25 protein-coding genes and 1 other RNA gene are annotated in these 20,307 nt (G+C 68.3%); 11 read left to right on the top strand and 15 right to left on the bottom strand.

All coding sequences use genetic code 11. The features are described 5' to 3' along the window. Positions 1-35: 35 nt before the first annotated feature. The 4 genes from LXM64_RS07100 (at position 36) to LXM64_RS07085 (ending at position 2,883) form a co-directional block, all read left to right on the top strand. Complete coding sequence (locus LXM64_RS07100; RefSeq protein WP_234075220.1) at positions 36-869, top strand: inositol monophosphatase family protein; 834 nt, start codon at positions 36-38, stop codon at positions 867-869. Continuing rightward, entirely contained in the window at positions 866-1,435 is a 570-nt protein-coding gene (locus LXM64_RS07095; RefSeq protein WP_234075219.1) for a hypothetical protein, read from the top strand. Before LXM64_RS07100 ends, LXM64_RS07095 begins: the two co-directional genes overlap by 4 nt. 89 nt (positions 1,436-1,524) lie before the next feature. Continuing rightward, positions 1,525-1,971 (top strand): Cpe/LpqF family protein, encoded by a 447-nt coding sequence (locus LXM64_RS07090; protein ID WP_234075218.1) that lies wholly within the window; start codon positions 1,525-1,527, stop codon positions 1,969-1,971. A gap of 24 nt (positions 1,972-1,995) precedes the next feature. Then, positions 1,996-2,883: a serine hydrolase gene (locus LXM64_RS07085; protein WP_234075217.1), complete on the top strand. Its 888-nt coding sequence runs from the start codon at positions 1,996-1,998 to the stop codon at positions 2,881-2,883. Here the strand turns inward: LXM64_RS07085 and LXM64_RS07080 are convergent. From LXM64_RS07080 to LXM64_RS07060, 5 genes are all read right to left on the bottom strand, one after another. Next, positions 2,874-3,134 carry a hypothetical protein gene (locus LXM64_RS07080; protein WP_234075216.1) on the bottom strand — a complete coding sequence of 87 codons (261 nt, stop codon included), beginning with the start codon at positions 3,132-3,134 and terminating at the stop codon, positions 2,874-2,876. The two genes, LXM64_RS07085 and LXM64_RS07080, sit on opposite strands and share 10 nt — an antisense overlap. 59 nt (positions 3,135-3,193) lie before the next feature. Beyond that, positions 3,194-3,502, bottom strand: coding sequence for an ATP-dependent DNA ligase (locus LXM64_RS07075; RefSeq protein ID WP_234075215.1), 309 nt, complete (start codon positions 3,500-3,502; stop codon positions 3,194-3,196). A 142-nt stretch (positions 3,503-3,644) separates the two neighbouring features. Beyond that, on the bottom strand, positions 3,645-4,526 hold the full coding sequence (locus LXM64_RS07070) for an SDR family oxidoreductase (RefSeq protein WP_234075214.1): 882 nt from the start codon (positions 4,524-4,526) through the stop codon (positions 3,645-3,647). Positions 4,527-4,709: 183 nt separating this feature from the next. Beyond that, positions 4,710-5,060, bottom strand: a complete 351-nt coding sequence (locus LXM64_RS07065; protein ID WP_234075213.1) for a hypothetical protein — start codon at positions 5,058-5,060, stop codon at positions 4,710-4,712. A gap of 26 nt (positions 5,061-5,086) precedes the next feature. Then, positions 5,087-5,254 (bottom strand): hypothetical protein, encoded by a 168-nt coding sequence (locus LXM64_RS07060; RefSeq protein ID WP_234075212.1) that lies wholly within the window; start codon positions 5,252-5,254, stop codon positions 5,087-5,089. 205 nt (positions 5,255-5,459) lie between these two features. On the opposite strand from LXM64_RS07060, the gene LXM64_RS07055 reads away from it, so the two are divergent. Further along, positions 5,460-5,903: a MarR family winged helix-turn-helix transcriptional regulator gene (locus LXM64_RS07055; protein WP_234075211.1), complete on the top strand. Its 444-nt coding sequence runs from the start codon at positions 5,460-5,462 to the stop codon at positions 5,901-5,903. A gap of 1 nt (position 5,904) precedes the next feature. Here the strand turns inward: LXM64_RS07055 and LXM64_RS07050 are convergent, their stop codons facing one another. Both LXM64_RS07050 and LXM64_RS07045 read right to left on the bottom strand, forming a co-directional pair. Beyond that, the gene (locus tag LXM64_RS07050) at positions 5,905-6,249 is read right to left on the bottom strand and encodes a hypothetical protein (protein WP_234075210.1); all 345 of its coding nucleotides are present in this window, start codon (positions 6,247-6,249) and stop codon (positions 5,905-5,907) included. Positions 6,250-6,394: 145 nt separating this feature from the next. After that, positions 6,395-6,598: a cold-shock protein gene (locus LXM64_RS07045; RefSeq protein ID WP_137417306.1), complete on the bottom strand. Its 204-nt coding sequence runs from the start codon at positions 6,596-6,598 to the stop codon at positions 6,395-6,397. A gap of 72 nt (positions 6,599-6,670) precedes the next feature. Here LXM64_RS07045 and LXM64_RS07040 point away from each other — a divergent pair, with 72 nt between their 5' ends. Together LXM64_RS07040 and LXM64_RS07035 are read left to right on the top strand one after the other, a co-directional pair. After that, positions 6,671-7,030 carry a hypothetical protein gene (locus LXM64_RS07040; RefSeq protein WP_234075209.1) on the top strand — a complete coding sequence of 120 codons (360 nt, stop codon included), beginning with the start codon at positions 6,671-6,673 and terminating at the stop codon, positions 7,028-7,030. A 207-nt stretch (positions 7,031-7,237) separates the two neighbouring features. After that, complete coding sequence (locus LXM64_RS07035; RefSeq protein ID WP_234075419.1) at positions 7,238-8,347, top strand: fatty acid desaturase family protein; 1,110 nt, start codon at positions 7,238-7,240, stop codon at positions 8,345-8,347. 27 nt (positions 8,348-8,374) lie between these two features. Here the strand turns inward: LXM64_RS07035 and LXM64_RS07030 are convergent, their stop codons facing one another. The 3 genes from LXM64_RS07030 to ssrA all read right to left on the bottom strand — a co-directional run bounded on the left by LXM64_RS07030 (position 8,375) and on the right by ssrA (position 10,402). Next, positions 8,375-9,337, bottom strand: coding sequence for an LLM class flavin-dependent oxidoreductase (locus LXM64_RS07030; protein WP_234075208.1), 963 nt, complete (start codon positions 9,335-9,337; stop codon positions 8,375-8,377). A gap of 142 nt (positions 9,338-9,479) precedes the next feature. Then, positions 9,480-9,746 carry a hypothetical protein gene (locus LXM64_RS07025; RefSeq protein WP_234075207.1) on the bottom strand — a complete coding sequence of 89 codons (267 nt, stop codon included), beginning with the start codon at positions 9,744-9,746 and terminating at the stop codon, positions 9,480-9,482. A gap of 286 nt (positions 9,747-10,032) precedes the next feature. Further along, positions 10,033-10,402, bottom strand: a transfer-messenger RNA (tmRNA) gene (gene ssrA, locus LXM64_RS07020). 148 nt (positions 10,403-10,550) lie between these two features. Here ssrA and LXM64_RS07015 point away from each other — a divergent pair. Both LXM64_RS07015 and LXM64_RS07010 read left to right on the top strand, forming a co-directional pair. Beyond that, the gene (locus LXM64_RS07015) at positions 10,551-11,366 is read left to right on the top strand and encodes a siderophore-interacting protein (RefSeq protein WP_234075206.1); all 816 of its coding nucleotides are present in this window, start codon (positions 10,551-10,553) and stop codon (positions 11,364-11,366) included. 20 nt (positions 11,367-11,386) lie between these two features. After that, complete coding sequence (locus LXM64_RS07010; protein ID WP_234075205.1) at positions 11,387-12,034, top strand: SIMPL domain-containing protein; 648 nt, start codon at positions 11,387-11,389, stop codon at positions 12,032-12,034. On the opposite strand, the gene LXM64_RS07005 is transcribed toward LXM64_RS07010, so the two are convergent. The 5 genes from LXM64_RS07005 to prfB all read right to left on the bottom strand — a co-directional run bounded on the left by LXM64_RS07005 (position 12,021) and on the right by prfB (position 17,716). Further along, complete coding sequence (locus LXM64_RS07005) at positions 12,021-13,964, bottom strand: sensor histidine kinase (RefSeq protein WP_234075204.1); 1,944 nt, start codon at positions 13,962-13,964, stop codon at positions 12,021-12,023. The two genes, LXM64_RS07010 and LXM64_RS07005, sit on opposite strands and share 14 nt — an antisense overlap. Positions 13,965-14,069: 105 nt before the next feature. Continuing rightward, positions 14,070-14,546 carry an SsrA-binding protein SmpB gene (smpB, locus tag LXM64_RS07000; protein ID WP_137417319.1) on the bottom strand — a complete coding sequence of 159 codons (477 nt, stop codon included), beginning with the start codon at positions 14,544-14,546 and terminating at the stop codon, positions 14,070-14,072. A 69-nt stretch (positions 14,547-14,615) separates the two neighbouring features. After that, positions 14,616-15,530: a permease-like cell division protein FtsX gene (ftsX, locus tag LXM64_RS06995; protein WP_137417320.1), complete on the bottom strand. Its 915-nt coding sequence runs from the start codon at positions 15,528-15,530 to the stop codon at positions 14,616-14,618. Further along, positions 15,527-16,546 (bottom strand): cell division ATP-binding protein FtsE, encoded by a 1,020-nt coding sequence (gene ftsE, locus LXM64_RS06990; RefSeq protein WP_234075203.1) that lies wholly within the window; start codon positions 16,544-16,546, stop codon positions 15,527-15,529. Before ftsE ends, ftsX begins: the two co-directional genes overlap by 4 nt. A gap of 60 nt (positions 16,547-16,606) precedes the next feature. After that, on the bottom strand, positions 16,607-17,716 hold the full coding sequence (gene prfB / locus LXM64_RS06985) for a peptide chain release factor 2 (RefSeq protein ID WP_234075202.1): 1,110 nt from the start codon (positions 17,714-17,716) through the stop codon (positions 16,607-16,609). A 20-nt stretch (positions 17,717-17,736) separates the two neighbouring features. On the opposite strand from prfB, the gene LXM64_RS06980 reads away from it, so the two are divergent. Both LXM64_RS06980 and LXM64_RS06975 read left to right on the top strand, forming a co-directional pair. Then, entirely contained in the window at positions 17,737-19,008 is a 1,272-nt protein-coding gene (locus tag LXM64_RS06980) for an MFS transporter (protein ID WP_234075201.1), read from the top strand. Continuing rightward, on the top strand, positions 19,008-20,249 hold the full coding sequence (locus LXM64_RS06975; protein WP_234075200.1) for an FAD-binding protein: 1,242 nt from the start codon (positions 19,008-19,010) through the stop codon (positions 20,247-20,249). The genes LXM64_RS06980 and LXM64_RS06975 overlap by 1 nt, the downstream gene beginning before the upstream one ends. Positions 20,250-20,307: the final 58 nt, after the last annotated feature.

The following is a 20,307-nucleotide window of genomic DNA, read 5'->3' as shown; positions in this document are numbered from 1 at the left end:
CAATCGAGCCGGTACCGGCCCGGTAGGCTGACGGCATGTCCCCCACTTCGTCTTCCGGCGCGCTCGCGGGCAGCTTCTCCGACGACCTCGCGCTCGCCCTCAGAATGGCGGATGCGGCGGACGCCGTCGCCATGTCTCGCTTCGACGCCGCCGACCTCAGCATCGAGGTCAAGCCCGATGCGTCCTATGTGACCGAGGCGGACATCGCCACCGAGAGGGCGATCCGCGACATCCTCTCCGCGGAACGACCGGACGACGCGGTGCTGGGCGAGGAATTCGGATCGGTCGGCGACAGCGCCCGCCAGTGGATCATCGATCCGATCGATGGCACGCACAACTACCTGAAGGGCATCCCGATCTGGGCGACGCTCATCGCCCTCGCGGTCGACGGCGTGCCCCGCGTCGGCGTCGTCAGCCAGCCCTCGATCGGACGCCGGTGGTGGGCGGCCGAGGGCGAGGGCGCCTGGACGAACGGCGGCGCCCGGCCGCGCCGGCTCGCTGTGTCGGACGTGGACAGCCTCGACCGCTCGAGCGTGAGCTTCCAGAGCATCGCGCAGTGGGATGACGCAGGTCATCTGGACGGCCTCATCCGGCTCTCGCGTACCGTCTGGCGCGACCGCGGATACGGCGACGCGTGGCCGTACATGCTCCTCGCCGAGGGCAGACTCGAGATGGTCGCAGAGTTCGATGTCAAGGAGTACGACATCGCCGCTCTCGGTCCGATCATCACGGAAGCCGGCGGGCGGATGACGGCGTTCGACGGTACCGACTCCCTCTCCACGCGCTCGGTGCTGGCCACAAACGGCGTGCTCCATCAGTCCTTCCTCGACTTCTTCGCCCCTGCTACCGACTCGGAGGCCTCGGCATGACCCGCCGCATCCGCTCCTCGCTCGGCGCCGCCCTGCTCGTCGCCGGCGCCCTCTCGCTCGCCGCGTGCTCGAGCCCGGCCGCTCCGGAGCCCGCCGCATCCACTCCCGCGTCGGAGCCCGATGCGCCCACGCCGACCCCCGTCGCCACCAGTGAGCCCACAGCCGGGACGATCGACGCGGCCACCTGCGAGTCACTGCTTCCGGACGACGTGATCGCGGACTTCGCGAAGGCGAAGTGGACGGCGAAGGAGGACGTGTTCCGCGTCGGCAGCCTGACTTTCCCCGAAGGCATTCAGTGCGTCTGGGGAGACTACTCGGTCGCCAGCGATCACGTGCAGGTGTTCGGTTGGGCGCCCGTGAGCGACACCGAGGCCCAGACCGCCCGGAGCGAACTTCTCGCGAGCGGCTGGACGAGCGTCGGCGACGAGTACATCACCGAGAACAAGGCCAACGTCCTCAACCCGGATTCGGACGGCTACGGCATGACGTACCAGTTCGGCGACGGATGGATGACGCTCGCCGACACCAAGCAGGGCCTGCTCCTGATCGAGCGCCCCGGTTCCTGACGAGCGCTCGAGAACTCCCCCGCCAGGCGGAGGCGCTCGAGCGACACCGTGCGTAGCGTGGATGGGATCCCCCACGAAAGGACCCCGCCATGCCCCGCCGGCTGAGCCCGCACTCGTTCCTCGCTCTCGTCGCCGCCGCAGCCCTCGCTCTGACGGCGTGTGCGCCCGCCGCAGGGGCGCCCGATTCTGCGGCGACGACACCCTCGTCCGTGGAGATCGCCGACACCCCCGTGGGTGCGAAGACCTCATGGATCGTCGACGTGCTCGGCGCCGAGGAGGACACCACAGCCGCCGAGTGGGAGCCTCACCTCGACGCCGCCTTCACCGCGCAGGTCTCCGCGGCAGAGGTGGTCGACCTGCTCAACACACAGATCCGGCCCGCCGCCCCCTTCACCGTCACGGCCTACCGGGGAGACGAACGCTCCGCCGTGACGACGATCAGAGGCACGATCGGCGAACCGTTCGACATGACCGTCGCGATCAACGACGATGACAAGATCGTCACCTTCCTCCTCGGGCCGGCGTCCGAGCCATGAAGAGCATCAACCTCGCTCGACGAGGTGGCAGATCGCCTCGATCAGTTGCCCGGTGAGGTCGGGGTCCTGATCACCCGGGGCGACGAGGAGCTCGTCGAACGCCGTGCGGCGGATGCCGGTCCTCTCGGTTCCGTGTTCAAGCTGTTCGTGCTCCTCGCGACCGCTGAGGCGGTCCGTTCATCGGCGCTGACGTGGGACGAGACGCTCGTGCTGACCGACGCGGACCGGAGCCTGCCCTCGGGGCGCCTTCAGGATCAACCCACCGGTACCGAGGTCTCGGTTCGTGAAGCGGCCCAGGAGATGATCGCGATCAGCGACAACACCGCAACCGATCTGCTCATCCGAAGACTCGGACGCGAGCGCGTCGAGGCGGCATTCGCGAGCGTCGGCGGCGAGGGCGATGGGCCGTGGCTGACGACGAAGGACTTCTTCACTCTCGGGTGGGGCGACTCGGCACTGGCGGCTCGGTGGCGTGACGCCGACGAGGCTGAGCGCCGACGACTCCTCGACGGCATCACCGCCGCTCCACTGTCGGTGGATGCGGCGAGTGTCACCGGCCCGGTCTGGAACACCGGCATCGACTGGTTCGCGAGCCCCGCGACCGTGGCCGCTGTGCATGAAGCGCTGCTCGACACGGACGACAAGACCGTACGTGCCATCCTGTCGAAGAACACAGGCCTCGGCGCGGACCTCGATCGCACGCTCCTGCCCTACCTGGGGTTCAAGGGCGGTTCGGCGCCGGGGGTGCTCGCCGCATCCTGGTCGGGCGAGACGGCGAAGGGTGAGCGCGTCATCGTGGTGATCCAGCTACGAGCCGAGGACCCCGCGGCGGTCGCCGCTGTGCAGCGCGAGGTGTTCGGCCTCGGCGCCGATGCGTTGCGTCTCGCGGCCGAGGACGGTGGTCAGCGGTAGGGGTTCGCGGTGTCGTCGCTCTGCACAGCGCGTCCGGCGGCGAAGCCCTCATCCCAGGCGTCGCCGCGGCCTTCCCGCTCGCGCGACAGGGCGTCGACCTCGAGGATCCGCTGCGCGAAACGCACCCAGTGGCCCCAGTTCGCCTCGGGGGCGCCTTCGTCGGTCCCCGTGAGCACCCAACGCTCTGGGGCCTCGGCGGGCTCCAGCGTCAGCGTTCCCGTACCGAGAGGGCGGCGGCGCGGATCGGGCATGGCGTGCTCCTTCGGTTCTGCGACGTCGACATGCTCTCACGGCGCCCACCACCCGACATCTACGAGGGGGTGTGTCCCGTCATGAGGTGCTGCACGTCGAGACCGTCGGGGCTGTTGGCCTCATCCATCAGCGTTTCGACGAGCTCCCGCCTGATCTGCACGGTGCCCCGTCGAGAGTATGTGAACGACAGCGGCACCGCCGGAGACATCCACAGGCTCCGTCGACCGCCGGTGCCGTCGGCGGTGGGCATGGTCAGCATGAAGGCTTCGCCACGACGAAGCTTGTTCATCGTCACGACGCGCAGGTGCGCGATCAGATCGTCCTCGACCACGAAGTACTCCTCGCGCCCGTACCAGAGTCGTCCCATACTGCTTCCGCGCTCCCACCCGTGGCCGCTCGGTCGCGACCCTGCTTCGATGATCGGTGGCCCGAACACACCGGCGCCGGTCGTCGTCCGCGATACGCATGCAAGGCTCCGCAGACGAACGGCCGGCACCGGTCGTGGAGATTCAGAGCGGTTTGCCGCCCGTGACCGGCAGAACGGCGGCGCTGACGTAGCGCGCCGCATCCGAGGCGAGGTACACATAGGCTCCAGCGAGTTCGGCGGGCTGCCCGGCGCGACCCAACGGCGTATCCGTGCCGAACGTCTCGATACGCTCCGCGTCCCAGCCGGTGCCGGGGATCAAAGGTGTCCACACCGGTCCTGGCGCGACCGCGTTGACACGAATCCCGCGGGGCCCGAGCTCCTCGGCGAGGGCCTTCACGAAGGCGACCTGCGCCGCCTTCGTCATGGCGTAGTCGATCAGCGACGGCGAGGGCGAGAACGCCTGCACCGAGCTCGTGACAATGATCGACGCACCCTCCTCCAGAAGGGGCACCGCAGCACGCGCACCGGCGATCAGACCGACGAGGTTGGTGTCGAAGACCCGCTTCACGTCGTCGAGCGGGATCGTCTCGATGCTCTCGCGATCGCGTTGGTATCCGGCGTTGAGCACCAGGAGGTCGAGACCTCCCAGCTGCTCATGCGCCTGCTCCACCATCTGCGTGGCTGCGTCCGTGTCGCGGATGTCCGCGGCGAGGGCGACGCCGCGCCGTCCGGCCTCCTCGATCCAGCGCACCGTCTCGGCGGCGTCGTCGGCTTCCTCCGGCAGATGGCCGATCGCGACGTCGGCGCCCTCGCGGGCGAACGCGATCGCCACTGCCCGCCCGATGCCGGAGTCGCCACCGGTGATGAGCGCGCGAAGCCCGGTCAGCCGGCCGGTCCCGCGGTAGCTCTGCTCGCCGTGATCCGGCTGCGGATCCATGGGCGCGGTCTTCCCGGGTTGCGACTGCTCCTGCCCGGGGAATCCCTCGGATCCTTCACCCTCGCGCGGGTCGGCGGTCGTGTTCATGATCGTCCTCTCGTCGTGGTCGGATACCTGCGGGCCATGCTGCGCGAGATGCGCGGCGACACCGAGGGCCTTGACATCCGACCGGGTGATCACCGAGGTCGCGCGAGCCGACGGACAGGGACGAAACAACCGCGAAGCCCCGAACCGCAGCGAGGGCGGTCCGGGGCTACGCGAGACGTTGGATCAGGCGACCGAAGCGAGCTTGCGCTCGGTGGCGCCCTTCTGGATGCCGAAGTCGTCTTTCGTCAAGTCGACGTGCATCCCCGCGCTCGATGCGGCCTGGTCCGCGAGCGTGCGCAGCGTCGCCGGGTCGAGCTGCTCGGGCTCGACGGAGTCGAAGACGAACCGCATCGGAATCGAGGGCTGCAGCCAAAGCGTCGAGCGCCCCACGGGCTCACTCGGCGCGTGCACCCAGGAGAAAGTGAATGACTCGTTGCGACGCAGCTTGGTAGCCGCGACCACCTTGATGTGGCTCAACAGGCGGTCGGGAATGACGACGGCCTCCGTGTCAGCCCCGTAGTACAGCTTTCCCATGGTGTCCCTTCCCCTGAGTCGGTATGTCAGACGAGCGCGAGCGCGCTGAGCGCGACGGATGCGGAGGCGGCGACCACGCACGACGCGACGAACGCCACCTGCGACGCCGAACGCAACCCCCGACGCTGAAGCGGCACGAATGTCGAGCGTCGGCGCGAGGCATCCGAAGCCCACGCGGATGATGCAGCAACCATGTCTCCCCCTTGCCGATACCTGCGACGATCCGGACTTTCGTCCGTCCCTCGGCTTCCATGTCGTTCTGAAGATGACGCTACCAGGTAGTTCGCGATTTTAGCTACCCAGATGAGATATCCCTCATTTTAGTTACATAGCTAAATAAACCTCCAAGCCTGGCTAAGCTGTCCAGCGGTACTACCCGACCGACGGAGGACTATGCGGATGTCCAGCGAAGCCGCCTCGACCTCGAAACTCTCGCGCGCCCTGAACGCCTACTCGGCTGCCCGGAACGATGCGCTCGTCGCAGCGCGCAAAGACCTGCGCATCAGCGAAGTCGATGCCCGCGCGCTTCTCTTCGTCGTCGACAACCCCGGCGTGCGCCCCTCCGCTCTTCGGGACTATCTGGGCATTACCTCGGCCGGAGTCACGTCCCTGGTCGATCGTCTCGTCGAGCGCGGACTGGCACGTCGGGAGTCGGATGCCGAGGACCGCCGCGGCAACCACATCACCGCGACAGTGGATCTGACCACCGAGCCGTGGTCGGCCCTGACCGAGTTCGACCGTCGCTTCGAACGGGCGGTGGAGATGAGCCTCGGCCCGCGCTCCGACGAGCTCGCCGCGCTCCTCACGCGCCTCACTGAGGAGAGCGTCGCGCAGAGCGTGTGAGTCAAACGGCGAGGTTCGCCATGTACGCCTTCGACTTGGTCTGCAGGAAGGTGCACAGAGCCGAGACCATGGCGAGTTCCATGGACAGACGGAAGGCGCCTGCCGCATCCAGCTGGAGGTCCGTGTCACGCGCCTCGAACGTCACGACCCACGTCGTCGAACCCGGTTCGACGGGCTGGATGTAGGTCACGGTCTGGGCGTTCATCAGGCGTACACCCACCAAGCCCGTGTCACTGCCGAACTCGCGGTCCTGCGGGATGACCTTCACCGTGCCGGCGATCGGGTATCCGAGTTCACGGAACTCGCCGAGCCAGGACTCGAGCATCTCGAGGCTTCGAAACGGCATGGCACTTTCCTCCCGCGCATCCTCATGCACATCGTGCGTCATTCGGGCGGACCCCGAAGCACATGCTCTCACGGATCCGAACCGGCCGAGTGCAGACGAAGGCCCCCGCAGCCGTGCTGCGGGGGCCTTCTGAGACGACGAATCGTCAGAGCGCGCGGATGTTCGCGGCCTGCATGCCCTTGGGGCCCTGCTCGGCGTCGAACTCGACCTTCTGGTCTTCGCGAAGCTCCTTGAAGCCGTTGCCAGCGATCGCGCTGAAGTGTGCGAAGAGATCGGCGGAGCCGTCATCGGGAGCGATGAAGCCGTAGCCCTTCTCGGAGTTGAACCATTTCACGGTGCCAGTGGCCATCGTGTCTTTCCTTCTGTTGTTTTGGCCGCCGGGGCGACCGGGTGTGCCGTTCCTATGTCTACGGAACGGACGATGTGGGACGCGGAACTTGTCCGCGTGTTCGCGAGCGTATGCGGAAAACGTCCGTGCCGCTACTACGGCGACGAAAGCGTCCTCCTGCTCCGCGAAGACACCGACGCACTCGCCGAGCGCGCTGTGCGCGACATGGACGTCGTCGATGGACTCCACGAAACCCGCGTACTCGCCGGCGATGGTCGCCACGAAAACGGCGTCGTCGGCCTGGCGCCACACAGGCGCCGTCGCGGTCTCAGGACCGGTGGGGATGGGGATAAACACAAGAACTTTCAGGACTCGCGGACACTGCACACGAGAAGGATCAGAGGCACCCGGGGTGCGGTTGCTTCGGTGGAGAAGAACATCGCTCTTCCATGAGCCGACATCTGTTACTCACCTGCTGCCCCGGTTGCGGGGTTGCTTCAGTCTAGCATCCGCCTCGGTTGTGCGCATCGGCAGACGATGCACCGGCTACATACAGCTGGCGGCATGCGGCCGCGATTAGCGTGGGCCCTAGGCTTCGGCATTCGTCGAGGACTCGATTCGACGGCCGAAGGTGGCCGCCACACAGGACGGGCATCTCTCATCTCCGCCACGCTTGCACCCCCCCACGCAACACTCGGACCGATCCGCCAGACCTACGCCCGCAAAGAAGACTTCCCTCCGATCACCCGCGCGTACAGCCAGGTTTCGGAGGTGGTGCGAGAGACAGGACTTCTGCGACGCGCCACCTGGTTCTACGCCCTCGTCGGCGTCGCACTCGCCCTCGCCTTCGGTGGTGCCGTCACCGGCTTCATCCTCCTCGGCGACAGCTGGTTCCAGCTGCTGATCGCGGCGGCTCTCGGCGTGATCTTCACCCAGGTGGCCTTCCTCGGCCATGAAGCGGCACACCGTCAGATCCTGGCGACGGGCCCCGCCAACGACCGGCTCGCCCGCATCCTCATCGGCATCGTCGGTACCAGCTACTCGTGGTGGGACTCCAAGCACAGCCGTCACCACGCGAACCCCAACCGTGTCGGCAAAGACCCCGACATCGAGGTCGACACGGTCTCGTTCCTCGACGAGGATGCGGCCGCGGCGCGCGGTCTCCGACGAGTGATCACGCGCAAGCAGGGGTGGTTCTTCTTCCCGCTGCTGACGCTCGAGGGGCTGAACCTGCACTTCCTGAGCGTGAAGCATCTGCTGTCGCGAGGACCGATCAAGGGCCGCGGCATCGAGCTCGCGCTGATCGGCGCACGCTTCGCGGTCATCTTCGCCGCTGTCTTCCTGGTGCTCCCGCTGGGTATGGCGTTCGCCTTCCTCGGCGTCATGTTCGCCGTCTTCGGCGTGTACATGGGTGCATCGTTCGCTCCGAACCACAAGGGCATGCCCGTGATCGCTCCCGACGCGAAACTCGACTTCTTCTCGAAGCAGGTGCGTACCTCGCGCAACATCCGCGGCGGATGGTGGGCCACCGCCCTCATGGGCGGACTCAACTACCAGGTCGAACACCACCTCTTCCCGAGCATGGCGCGCCCGTACCTGGCGAAGACGCGCGAGATCGTGCGGGACTTCTGCAGCGCGAATGACGTCCCCTACACGGAGACGTCGCTCCTGCGTTCGTACGCGATCGTCATCGAGTACCTCAACCGCGTCGGCCTCGCGGCCGGCGACCCGTTCGACTGCCCCGTGACGGCCCAGTACCGGCGGGTCTGACCTCCGCCGAGCGGCAGCACCGCCCCGTCAGCGTCGATCCGGAAGAGCTTCAGCGAGGGCATGGATCGACGCGCTCGGGTTCTCCCCCACCGGGATGAACACGACCGTGGTCGCGCCGGCGTCGTGACGCCGCTGGATGCCGGCGCGCACCTCGTCGACCGTGCCCGACAGTGTCAGCTCGGCCACCCACTCGGAGGGCAGCGTCTGGGTGAACGTGTCCACGGAAAGCTCCTCCGCGCGCTGCAGTAGCTCCTCCGCGTACGGCAGAGGTAGGAGGTGCGGTCGCCAGTCGGTCTCGGCCAGGACGGCCAGAGCCGGTCGGACGATCGCCTGCGCCGCATCCGTCGTGTCGGCCACGACCGCCAGGTCGTAGGTGATCACGCGGGTCTCGACGTCGCCGATCTGCGCCAAGGCGTGAGCGATGTACTCGGGCGCGGCGGGTTCGGCGAGCACCACCCCGTCCGCGATCTCGCCGACCGCAGCGAGCGACTTCGGTCCGCGGACGCCGAGCACGAGCGGAGGAGCAATCTCGGGGACCTCGCTCAGACGCAGTCCTTCCACATCGACGTACGTGCCGCGCTTCGGCCCCTCGGCACCCTCCAGGAGCGCTCGGAGCGCGACGACGTACTCGCGGAGGAACGTCAGCGGCTTCTGGGGCCACGCACCGACCGACGTCAGCCAGCCGGGCATGCCGTGACCGATACCGACGACGAGGCGTCCCGGATACAGCTGGGCGAGCGTCGCGATCTCCATCGCCGCGAAGGCGACATTCCGCACCGCGGCGGGCAGGATCCCCACGCCGACCGTCACACGGGAGGTCACCGCGAGCACCGATGCCGCCTGCGCGATCCCCCCTCGGTAGCCGAGGTCCTCGACCGCCCAGAGCTCGTCGAAGCCTGCCTCCTCGGCGCTCCGCGCGAAGTCCAGGACCTCCGAGACGGGCAGGTCGCGAGGCAGCATGATTCCGACGTTCTTCGTCGCTGACGGCATGAATCTCTCCAGTCAGACCGCCATCACCCCAGCGGCGCGGTCTCCTCCACCCTAGGACACCACTCGATCGGGCATCCTGAGCTCGGAGAGGCTCCGGGCGGTCTGCGCGACCGTTTCGTATGTGCGCCAGCAAGACGTAGGGCTACGCGCGCGAGCGATCTCTCAGCCTGAGTGCGGAGACGGTGATCGCCGTCGCCCCCATCAGCGTCGGGTATGCGCTGACGGCGGTGAACGCGATCGCGTTGAACGGATCGAGTGCCGACCCGGTCGAGACCCATGCCACACGTGACCAGATCACCACCGCCACGAGGGCGAGCACGACCGATCCGGCGGCCAGGCCCACGATCGGCCATCGCCACGCAAGCACCGTGACGGCGACGCCGACCACCGCGACAGAGACGAGCGTCATCGGGTGAATGGAGTATCCACCGCCCCAGACCACATTCGCTGCCAGCGATGTCGCGTAAAGGATGAGCAGGGCTGCTGCGATCCCCAGGAGCACACCACTGATGACTCTTGGCCAACGAAGTCCTGGTTGACGGGAAGGATCAATGCCCGTTGCCACCAAGAGACACCCCCCTTGCACTCGACCACCATGTCCGCTTTCCCAGCACAGTAGCGTTCTGCAGCATCCCCCTCGAGCAGAGAGGCCGCCCCGAAGGACGGCCTCTTCCACTCGCATGAGCGACAACGGCTGGTGGAGATGGGGGGAATCGAACCCCCGTCCATCGCTGTGATACGGCGGCTTCTCCGGGCGCAGTCTGTGGAGACGTTCTGCTCGACTCCGACTTTTAGCACAGACACATAAGTCGACGAGCCCAGCCTGGGAAGAGTCCCACGCACCGTCCAGACGCCGGTACGTAGCAAGATCCCTAGATGACGCCAGGGTCCGTGGCGGGATCACACACGGTCTGACGGACTATCGGGCTCGCTTAGGCAGCGAGGGCGAAGTCAGTGCGCTTGGATTCGGCACTTATTGGTTTACAGGGAGCGTTTACGAGATAACCCTGCATCCTCGGCCCGCTTCTCGGCGATTCGCAGGCGATGTCGAAACCGATCATCCCCGTGAATCCTTCGGTGGAAGGAACCATTGTCGCTCTGTGGAATTGTCAGCTCACGGGCGGAACCCGCGAGCATCACAGACTACAACGGATACGGCTCCCTCGCCATTCCCGCGGGCCTTCGGGCGCACGGCCGTGGATAGCATCGAAGGATGACCGCTCCCCGCCGCCCTCCCCGCCCGCAGGTGACGCTCGAGGTGGTCCGCACCGCATTGCTGACTCCGGGGATGGTGCGTGTGACCCTCGGCGGAAGCGGATTCGACGCGTTCATGGACCGCGACGAGACCGACAAGTACGTGAAGCTCCACATCCCCCCAGCCGGCAGCGACCTCACGCCGCCGTTCGACATGGCGGAGCTGCGTGAACGGGTTCCCTTCGACCAGTTGCCGAGCGTACGCACCTACACGGTGCGCAGCGTGGATCACGTGGCGCGCACACTCGACATCGACATCGTCACCCACGGCGATACGGGCGTCGCAGGTCGCTGGGCGGCCTCGGCACGACCTGGCGACCTCCTCACCTTCGCGGGCCCCGGCGGCGGATTCCGTCCCGACCCCGCGGCCGACCACGTGTTCCTCGTCGGCGACGAGTCGGCGCTCCCCGCGATCGCTGCCGCGGTGGAAGTCCTGCCAGAAGGGGCGCACGCCACGGCCATCGTCGAGACGCGGTCGGCGGCCCACCGCATCCCGCTGCCCGAGACCGTCGACGTCACCTGGGTCGACGAAGACCACGACTCCCCCGGTTCGCTTCTGGTCGACGCCGTCCTGAGCACGAACTGGCCTTCGGGTCACGTCCAGGTCTTCGCGCACGGCGAACGGGAGGCGATGAAGCGACTGCGCGCTGTCTTCGCAGAGCGGGGCGTTCAGCGCGCAGACCTCTCACTGTCCGCCTATTGGGCGGCCGGTCGCAGCGAGGACACCTTCCAGGCCGAGAAGCGACTCCCCGTCGGGCAGATCTTTCCCGACTGAACCTCCGTAGGCTGTCCCGCATGAGCGAGGACGTCACGATCACGGTCCGCGGGTCCCACGAAGAACGCATCTCCGCCGAGGAGGGCGTCGCCCGTATCGGGGTGCGCGTCGAGCACACCGACCGTGCTGAGGCGATGGCCCGGCTCGCGGCATCCGGTCAGCGGGTGCGCGATGACCTCGAACGGCGTGCGGCCTCCGACGACCTCGTGTCGTGGACCAGTTCACGCGCTCAGGTCTTCACCGATCGCCCGTGGGGACCCGACGGGTCCCGCCTGGACCCCGTCCACCACGCCTCCCTCGAGTTCCGGGCCGTGTTCGACGACGCGGACGCCCTGTCAGCGTGGATCGACGCGGCCACCACCGATCCTGCCGTCCAGTTGGACGGCATCGATTGGCGACTGACAGAAGCGACCGCGCTGGATGCACGCGATCGGGTCGCGCGTGCCGCGGTGGAGGATGCGGTCGCTCGCGCGCGCTCGTACGCCGCATCGCTCGGCCTGCACCACGTGACCGCGATCGAGGTCGCGGACGCGGGGCTCCTGTCATCCGATTCCGCGACGGCGGGACCGATGATGATGAAGTCCGTGGCCGCGGACAGCGGGGTCGTGGTCCGCCCCGACGAGGTCGTCGTCGCGGTCGGCGTCGAGGCGCGCTTCAGCGCTCGCTGAGAGGTTCTTCCGACAGCGGGAGTCGCAGGGCGGCGAGGGTTCCGCCTCTCTCCCCCTCCGACAGCACGATCGCGCCGCCCATCGCGCCCGCCAGCGCCTGAGCCACCGACAGACCGATCCCCGAGCCCGGAACGCCGTCGCTCACGGCCTGAGGACTGCGGTAGAACCGTTCGAAGACGCGGGCCCTGTCCTGTTCGCTGATGCCGGGGCCTTGGTCTTCGATCTCGACGAGCGCGGCGTGACCGATGAGCCCCGCCGTCACGCGGATCGCCCCTTGCTCGGGCGAGAACTTGATCGCGTTGGTCAACAGGTTCGTGACGATCTGTCCGACCTCGGCCTCGTTGGCTCGCACCGGCAGCGGCCCCTGGACGTCGCTGTCGACGCGGATACAGCGTTCGTCGATCCGGTAGCGCAGATCTTCGAGGGAGTCCGTGACGATCCGCGCCAGATCCACGATGCGCGTGCCGTGCACCCCGACCGGGGGCTGCGTGATGGTCGCGGCCCGCAGGGAGTTGGACACCAGTGTCGCCAGCCGATCGGCGTTGCGGCTGATGACCTCGACGTACGCCTTCTGATCCGGGTCCGTGACGCTGTCCTCGAGCTCCTCCGCGTACCCCACGATCGCCGTGATCGGTGTGCGCAGCTCGTGGGAGACACTGGCGACGAACGCGTCCTGCTTGTGATTGAGCTCGCGCAGCGCCTCGCTGACACGCCGCTCACGGTCCAGCTGGCTCGCCATCGCCTGCTCGACAGCGCGCACCGGGCGAAGGTCCTCGATCGTGACGAGCAGGATGCGTCCGAGCTCGGGCCGCATGATCGGATCGACCCAGAATCGTGCTGGCACCGCATCCTCACCCAGCTCGTCGCTCTCGTGCGAGCGCTCCTGATCGCCGGCGTCCCCCAGGATGCGGCGAAGGGGGGTGTCGTCGAGAACCCGCCACACGCCGTCCGCATGCACCAGCTGCCCGTTGAAGAGCTCCGCGGCCACATCGTTCGCCTCCAGGACCCGGAGCCTGCGCGACTCCCGCACCTGTGTGACGAGGAAGCCGGTGCGGGAGCGCGCGAACGCATCGCGCAGGAGCCGCAGCACCGCATCCTGCCGGTCCTCGAGTTCTCTGCGTTCCGCGCGCTGCGTCGCGATCACCAGGCAGGTGATGGCGATGGCCACCGCGTAGACCTGCAGCAGGGTGCTGGTCGGCAGCAGGCCCTGGGCGTTGGCGAACGGCCCGAATCCGGCCAGCGTCAGGCCGCTTGCCAGCGACACCGCCAGCAGCACCTGACCTATCGCCACGAACATCGTCTGCGAGAACGCCGCCCACGCCAGCAGGGGTACCGGCAGGAACGACAGGGGCGCCGAGGCGAAAGGACCGAACGCGACAGCGACGAGGAGGGCGATCGCCGCAGTGAGGGTGACGGCGTGCCACCACGGGCCCGGGCGCTGGCTCGAACGGTCGATGAGCACGAGCGGCACGATGAGCAGGAGCGCGGAGAGGTGGGAGGCCCCGGTTCCCACGAACCGCGCCACGAAGTCGCCGCCGGCCGCTGCCGCTGCGCCCGCGACGACCAGCGCCAGCGCTGCCGCGGCAGCGACCGCGGTCAGGATGAAACGGCCGACGTCCCGCGTCGTCGACAACCGCGGGGCCGCACCCTTCGGGGTGAGCCCCACCACCATGACGGCGATCTCGGCGGCGGTGCCGACCAAGCTCGCCGTGACCACGAGAGGCGGACGCCCTGCGAGAGCGGATGCGGTCGCGGTGAGCAGCGAGGCGACGAGGATGACCAGAGGGACGTACCGGGGCGCAGCGCTGAGCGCCGCGGCGGCACCGGCGCCCGCGGCCGGCCACCACCACGAGGTCGGCTGCTCCCCCGCCTGGCCGAGCGCGAACGCCGACGCGAGCACGAAGCCGAGCAGCAGAATCGCTGCCACCACGGTGCTCCGCCGCCACGGAGGAAGCGCTGTGATGTGGAAGAGGAGGTTCGGACGGGTCATCGGGCGACGCCGCCTACGTGCGTGCGGCGCGGACCCATCGTTCGATCACTCCCCGACGCGGTTGCGTAGGCGCATCGCGCGCTCGGCTTCGCGGGTGTCCTGCCGTTCTCGCAGGGTCTGGCGCTTGTCGTACTCCCGCTTGCCTTTCGCGACACCGAGCTCGACCTTCGCACGTCCATCGGAGAAGTAGAGGCGTAGGGGTACGAGCGTGTAGCCGCCGGCGGAGACCGCGTGCGACAGCTTCACGATCTCCTCCTTGTGCAGGAGGAGCTTGCGCGTGCGCTTGGCGGAATGGTTCGTCCAGTGCCCCTGCGAATACTCGGGGATGTGGACGGCGTCGAGGAACGCCTCGCCGCCCTGGATGTAGGCGTAGCCGTCGGTCAGGTTGGCGCGCCCCTGACGCAACGACTTCACCTCGGTGCCGGTGAGCACGAGGCCGGCCTCGTACGTCTTCTCGACGGTGTAGTCGTGGCGCGCGCGGCGGTTGGTCGCGACGACCTTCTCTCCGCGTTCCCTGGGCATGCTCTCTCCTTCGTGCGACCGCACGGCGCGCGGCAGCCCATCAGTCTAGCAAGCGCAGCGCCTCACGTATCAGGCGCGCAACCACCGGCGTATGGCGAATCCGGCTGACAGCGCGGCCAACAAGACGCCGATCACGACGATGACCGGGATGACGAGGGCGAGATCGGCGTACCCCACCCAGGTGGTGACGAACCCGATGCGTTGACGCAGGTACCCGTTGATACCGAACTCCACCGTCGCCCAGACGCCGACGCTCGCAAGCGCGGAACCGATCAGCGCGGCGAAGACGCCCTCGAGGATGAACGGCGTCTGGATGAACCTGTTCGAGGCGCCCACGAGGCGCATGATGCCGAGCTCCTTGCGTCGCGCGAACGCGGACAACCGGATGGTGGTCGCGATCAGCAGTACGGCCGCCACCAGCATGAGACCCGCGATCCCGACCGCGACGTAGGTCGCGATCGTGAGGGCCGAGAACAGCGGCTCGAGGTACTGCATCTGGTCTTTGACCTCTTCGACGCCCTTGCTGCCGCCGAACGCCTCCGCGATCACATCCGACTGCGACTGATCGACGAGGTTGATCGAGAACGTCGCGTTGAACTGGTCGGGCGTGACGATGTTCTCGTACTCCGAGCCCAGCTGCTGGATCGCCTTCTCGTACACCTGCTCGTTCGTCTCGAACGTGAACTCCTTGATGAGCGGCGACAGAGCGGGCCCGTTGAGTTCCGCCGTGACCTGGTCGATCTCCGCCTGGGTGGCGACGCCGTCAGAGCAGGTGCCGGCCGTGGACACGCTGGTGCACATGTAGACCGCGACCTGGGCACGATCGACCCAGAAGTCCTTCATCTTGCCGATCTGCATCTGCATGAGCACGGCCGCGCCCACGAAGGTCAGCGACACGAAGGTCACGAGCACGACGGAGATCACCATCGATGCGTTGCGACGGAGGCCGCTGAGGGCCTCCCCCATGATCAGTCCGAATCTCATCGCGTGGGTCCCACCTCGTCGTCGGACGTGCCGAGGCCCAGGCGGTCGGCGAGTCCCAGTTCTGCGGGCAGGTCGGCGTCGGGGCGCTTCGCACGCTCCTCCGCGGCCAGACGAGCCGCCAGTGCTTCCGCGGCCTCCGTTTCCGCCACTGCCGCCGCGTGTGCCGATTCGGCACGCGCGGCCTGCTCGGTGGCGGCGACGGCCGCATCCAGCGTCACGGGCGCGATCTGACCGGTCTCTGAGATCTCGCGATGCACGTCGAGAACGGCCGTGAGGGCGGCGACAGCTGCCGCGCCCTTCTCGACCTCGGGGGCGAGGCGCGGGATGGCGGAGGTGTCGCCGTACCCGCCGTGTCGCTCGTCGCGGACGATCTCGCCGCCACGCAGTTCGATGACGCGGCGCTGCATCTGATCGACGAAGCCCGCCTCGTGCGTCGCCATGACGACCGTTGTCCCTCCGGCGTTGATGCGCGCGAGCAACTGCATGATGTCGACCGAGGTCGCGGGGTCGAGGTTTCCGGTGGGCTCGTCGGCCAGGAGGATCTGCGGCCGATTGACCAGCGCGCGCGCGATCGCGACGCGCTGCTGCTCACCGCCGGACAGTTCGTGCGGCAGACGCTTCTCCTTGCCGTCGAGGCCGACGAGCGCGAGCGCCTCAGGCACCGCCTGCTGGATGAACCCGCGGGAGGACCCGATCACCTGCAGCGTGAAGGCCACGTTCTGGAAGACCGTCTTGGTCGGCAGGAGCCGGAAGTCCTGGAAGACGGCGCCGATCTGACGGCGGAAGTACGGGACCTTGCGGTTGGGCACCGAGCGCAGGTCGCGACCGAGCACGACCACACGACCCTCGCTCGGCGAGTCTTCGCGCAGGATCAGGCGCAGACAGGACGACTTGCCGGAGCCGGACGCCCCCACAAGAAAGACGAACTCTCCGCGTTGCACCTCGAAGTCCACGCTCTGCAGCGCAGGTCGGGAGGTGCCGCGATACCGCTTGGTGACGTTCTCGAACCGGATCATGGCTGTGACAGCCTAAGCGCGCTTCCCACGGATGCCGGCCACGACACCCGGCGCGCCGGATCAGTCCTCGTCTTTGCGCTTGCGCCAGCGGATGCCGGCCGCGATGAAGCCGTCGAGGTCGCCGTCGAAGACCGTGGCGGGGTTGCCCACCTCATGCCCGGTGCGCAGGTCCTTGACCAGCTGCTGGCCGTAGAGGAAGTAGGAGCGCATCTGGTCGCCCCAGCTCGCGGTGATGGTGCCGGCGAGCTCCTTCTTCTTCGCGGCCTCCTCCTCGCGCTGCAGCAGCATGAGGCGCGTCTGCAGCACGCGCATGGCGGCGGCGCGGTTCTGGATCTGGGACTTCTCGTTCTGCATCGAGACGACGATGCCGGTCGGGATGTGCGTGATGCGCACCGCGGAGTCGGTCGTGTTGACCGACTGGCCGCCGGGGCCCGAGGAGCGGAACACGTCGACGCGGATGTCGTTCTCGGGGACCTCGACCTCCTGCGCCTCCTCCATGACGGGGATGACCTCGACGGCGGCGAAGCTCGTCTGCCGCTTGTCGGCGGAGCCGAACGGGCTGATGCGGGCGAGGCGGTGCGTGCCCGCCTCGACGGAGAGGGTTCCGTAGGCGTAGGGGGCGTCGACCTCGAAGGTCGCCGACTTGATGCCCGCTCCCTCGGCGTAGGAGGTGTCCATGACCTTGACGGGGTACTTGTGACGCTCGGCCCAGCGCAGGTACATGCGCATGAGCATCTCGGCGAAGTCGGTGGCGTCGTCGCCGCCCGCGCCCGAGCGGATGGTGACGACCGCCGAACGGGAGTCGTACTCGCCGTCGAGGAGGGTCTGCACCTCGAGCTGACCGACGACGTCCTCGAGCTCGGCGATCTCGCGACGCGCCTCCTCCGCGGAGTCCTCGTCGTCCATCTCGTTGGCGAGCTCGACGAGCACATCGAGGTCGTCGAGACGCTGCTCGACCTCGGTGACGCGCTTGAGCTCGGCCTGGCGGTGGCTGAGGGCGCTGGTGACCTTCTGCGCCTTCTCGACGTCGTCCCAGAGGTCGGGCGCGCCGGCCTCCTCGGAGAGCCGATCGATCTCTGCCCGGAGGGCGTCGACGTCGACGACGGCTTTGATGTCGCTGAAGGTGGAGCGGAGGGCCTGGATGTCGGCAGACGGATCGAATTCGAGCATGGCACTCCAGAGTATCGTGGATGCACGTGTCCGACCGCGTCAGCTCTCTGCTCTGGCGGTTCGCGCCGATGATCTACGGCCCCACGATCCTCTTCGCCCTCGGCGAAGGGGCCGTGATCCCCCTCATCCCGATCCTCGCGGCCGAGCGCGGAGCGGATGTCGCGGAGGCCGCGTTCATCGCCTCCTTCCTCGTCGTGGGTCAGCTCTGCGGCAACATCCCGGCGGGCTGGTCGGTGGCACGGCTCGGTGAGCGCCTCACGATGGCGATCGGCGGCGTGCTCGCCATCGCCGGTTCCGTGACGATGCTGCTCTCGCCGAATACGGCCGTCCTGGCCGTCGCCGTGTTCGTGATCGGCTTCTGCGCGGCCGCGTTCGGCCTCGCCCGCCATTCGTTCATGACGACGCGGGTTCCGATCGCGTTCCGGGCGCGCGCCCTCTCGCTGCTCGGCGGCTCGTTCCGCTTCGGCACGTTCGTCGGCCCGTTCATCGCGGCGGGCCTCCTGTTCGCCGTCGGTGACGAGTTGTCGGCGGTCTGGTTCTTCATCGTCTGCCTCGTCGCCACCGTTCTCCTGGTGCTGCTGGGACCCGACCCGGAGAAGACCGCCGAGGCTCCCGACCGGGCGCCCGCCTCCGAGGACGACAGCGGCGAGCCCGTCACCGGCTCGATCCCGGTCGACGAGCGGGTGGGTGTCTTCCGCACGATGTGGCAGCACCGGCGGGTGCTCTCCCGCCTCGGTGTCGCCGCGGCATCCCTCTCGGCCGTCCGGTCCGCGCGTCAGGTCGTGCTGCCTCTGTGGGGGCTTTCGCTGGGTCTCGACGCCCCCACCATCGCCCTCGTCGTCGGCGTCTCCGGCGCGATCGACTTCGCGCTCTTCTATGCCAGCGGCCAGGTCATGGATCGGTTCGGCCGGCTCTGGGCGGCTCTACCCGCCATGATCCTCATGGGTACCGGCTTCCTCGCACTGTCGCTCACGCATGACCTGAACTCGGCGAACATGTGGTTCGCGATGTTCGCGGCCGTGCTCGGCGTCGGAAACGGTCTCTCCAGCGGCATCCTGCTCACGCTGGGCGCGGACGTCGCGCCGAAGAGCGAGCCTGCCGCCTTCCTCGGCTCCTGGCGCACCCTCACGGATGCGGGCGGTGCCGTCGCTCCGCTCCTGCTCACCGCCCTCACCGCCCTCGCGTCGCTGTCGGTGGCGACGGGGGCGATGGGCGTGGTGGGATTGCTGGGCGCGGCAGCCTTCATCCGATGGGTGCCGCGTTTCGTACCGCGACCACGCGAGGAGAGCTGATGGCGCTGCACAACTGGGCCGGCAACCTGGCGTACGCGGGCGAGCTCGTCTCACCGACCACCCGCGAGGACGCGATACGCGCGGTACGGGATGCGAATGCGGTGCGCGCGCTCGGCACCCGGCACTCGTTCTCGGCGATCGCCGACACCCCCGGCATCCTGTTGTCCACGGCGGCGCTCCCTGCACGGGTGGAGATCGATCCGGCTGCCCGCACCGCGCGGGTGTCCGGCGGTCTGCGCTACGGCGATGTCGCCGAGCGTCTGCAGGCCGCGGGCTGGGCGCTCGGAAACCTCGCATCGCTGCCGCACATCTCGGTCGCCGGCGCCATCGCGACGGGAACGCACGGGTCCGGCGACCGCAATCGGTCGCTCGCCGGATCGGTCGCGGGCGTTGAGCTGCTGCTCGCCGACGGCACCGTGCGGTGGTTCCGTCGCGGCGACCCCGAGTTCCCGGGTGTCGTGGTGTCGCTGGGGGCGCTCGGCGTGGTGCTGGACGTGGAGCTCGACATCCAGCCGACCTACGACATCGCCCAGACCGTCTACGAGCGGGTGCCATGGGATGCCGCACTGGCCGATCTTGCGGCGGTGACCTCGCTCGGTCACAGCGTGAGCCTGTTCAGCACTTGGACGGATCCCGACGTGGCCGATCAGCTCTGGCTGAAGGCTCGCGTGGGAGAGGCTCCCGCACCCGCGTCGGTGTTGGGGGCCGCACCCGCGTCCGACGCCCGTCATCCGCTGCCGGGCGTCTCCGCAGAGAACTGCACCGTCCAGGGCGGAACGGCGGGCCCGTGGCTCGAGCGTCTGCCGCACTTCCGTCTCGGCTTCACGCCGTCGCAGGGGGACGAGCTGCAGAGCGAGTACTTCGTCGACCGCCGCGACGCCCCCGCCGCCATCCGCGCGCTGCGGGAGCTGTCGCCGCGGTTCGTCCCGCTGCTCCTCGTGAACGAGGTGCGCACCATCGCCGCCGACGACCTGTGGCTCAGCGGCGCGTACGGTCGCGACTCGGTCGGCCTGCACTTCACCTGGCGGCGTGAGGAAGACGCCGTGCGCGCGGTGCTCCCCCGCATCGAGGACGCTCTGGCCCCGTACGCCGCCCGCCCGCACTGGGGCAAGGTGTTCACGATGGCGCCCGCCGACATCCGCGCGCGCTACCCGCGGTTCGAGGACGCGGTCGCGTTGCGGGAGCGGCTGGATCCGGGCGGCACCTTCCGCAACACGTACCTCACCGCGCTCGGATTCTGATCCTGTTTATCCACGGCTGACCGGGCACGGCCGCAGCCCGCATCCGGAGGACGATCGA

Origin of the sequence: Microbacterium binotii, from assembly GCF_021398715.1 — a bacterium.
Classification (GTDB): Bacteria; Actinomycetota; Actinomycetes; order Actinomycetales; family Microbacteriaceae; genus Microbacterium; species Microbacterium binotii_A.
This window is presented reverse-complemented; position numbering and strand designations above follow the sequence as displayed.

What these genes read in the sequence shown, in the direction of transcription:
- LXM64_RS07050 (WP_234075210.1), bottom strand. Translation starts at nt 6,249, where the DNA reads ATGCCGTTTCGAAGCCTCGAGATGCTCGAGTCCTGGCTCGGCGAGTTC.
- LXM64_RS07060 (WP_234075212.1), bottom strand. Translation starts at nt 5,254, where the DNA reads ATGGTTGCTGCATCATCCGCGTGGGCTTCGGATGCCTCGCGCCGACGC.
- LXM64_RS07055 (WP_234075211.1), top strand. Translation starts at nt 5,460, where the DNA reads ATGTCCAGCGAAGCCGCCTCGACCTCGAAACTCTCGCGCGCCCTGAAC.
- LXM64_RS07010 (WP_234075205.1), top strand. Translation starts at nt 11,387, where the DNA reads ATGAGCGAGGACGTCACGATCACGGTCCGCGGGTCCCACGAAGAACGC.
- LXM64_RS07070 (WP_234075214.1), bottom strand. Translation starts at nt 4,526, where the DNA reads ATGAACACGACCGCCGACCCGCGCGAGGGTGAAGGATCCGAGGGATTC.
- LXM64_RS07080 (WP_234075216.1), bottom strand. Translation starts at nt 3,134, where the DNA reads ATGCCCGATCCGCGCCGCCGCCCTCTCGGTACGGGAACGCTGACGCTG.
- LXM64_RS06975 (WP_234075200.1), top strand. Translation starts at nt 19,008, where the DNA reads ATGGCGCTGCACAACTGGGCCGGCAACCTGGCGTACGCGGGCGAGCTC.
- LXM64_RS07100 (WP_234075220.1), top strand. Translation starts at nt 36, where the DNA reads ATGTCCCCCACTTCGTCTTCCGGCGCGCTCGCGGGCAGCTTCTCCGAC.
- LXM64_RS06980 (WP_234075201.1), top strand. Translation starts at nt 17,737, where the DNA reads ATGCACGTGTCCGACCGCGTCAGCTCTCTGCTCTGGCGGTTCGCGCCG.
- ftsE (WP_234075203.1), bottom strand. Translation starts at nt 16,546, where the DNA reads ATGATCCGGTTCGAGAACGTCACCAAGCGGTATCGCGGCACCTCCCGA.
- LXM64_RS07040 (WP_234075209.1), top strand. Translation starts at nt 6,671, where the DNA reads ATGTGGGACGCGGAACTTGTCCGCGTGTTCGCGAGCGTATGCGGAAAA.
- LXM64_RS07025 (WP_234075207.1), bottom strand. Translation starts at nt 9,746, where the DNA reads ATGACGCTCGTCTCTGTCGCGGTGGTCGGCGTCGCCGTCACGGTGCTT.
- LXM64_RS07095 (WP_234075219.1), top strand. Translation starts at nt 866, where the DNA reads ATGACCCGCCGCATCCGCTCCTCGCTCGGCGCCGCCCTGCTCGTCGCC.
- LXM64_RS07045 (WP_137417306.1), bottom strand. Translation starts at nt 6,598, where the DNA reads ATGGCCACTGGCACCGTGAAATGGTTCAACTCCGAGAAGGGCTACGGC.
- LXM64_RS07075 (WP_234075215.1), bottom strand. Translation starts at nt 3,502, where the DNA reads ATGGGACGACTCTGGTACGGGCGCGAGGAGTACTTCGTGGTCGAGGAC.
- prfB (WP_234075202.1), bottom strand. Translation starts at nt 17,716, where the DNA reads ATGCTCGAATTCGATCCGTCTGCCGACATCCAGGCCCTCCGCTCCACC.
- smpB (WP_137417319.1), bottom strand. Translation starts at nt 14,546, where the DNA reads ATGCCCAGGGAACGCGGAGAGAAGGTCGTCGCGACCAACCGCCGCGCG.
- LXM64_RS07090 (WP_234075218.1), top strand. Translation starts at nt 1,525, where the DNA reads ATGCCCCGCCGGCTGAGCCCGCACTCGTTCCTCGCTCTCGTCGCCGCC.
- LXM64_RS07065 (WP_234075213.1), bottom strand. Translation starts at nt 5,060, where the DNA reads ATGGGAAAGCTGTACTACGGGGCTGACACGGAGGCCGTCGTCATTCCC.
- LXM64_RS07015 (WP_234075206.1), top strand. Translation starts at nt 10,551, where the DNA reads ATGACCGCTCCCCGCCGCCCTCCCCGCCCGCAGGTGACGCTCGAGGTG.
- LXM64_RS07030 (WP_234075208.1), bottom strand. Translation starts at nt 9,337, where the DNA reads ATGCCGTCAGCGACGAAGAACGTCGGAATCATGCTGCCTCGCGACCTG.
- ftsX (WP_137417320.1), bottom strand. Translation starts at nt 15,530, where the DNA reads ATGAGATTCGGACTGATCATGGGGGAGGCCCTCAGCGGCCTCCGTCGC.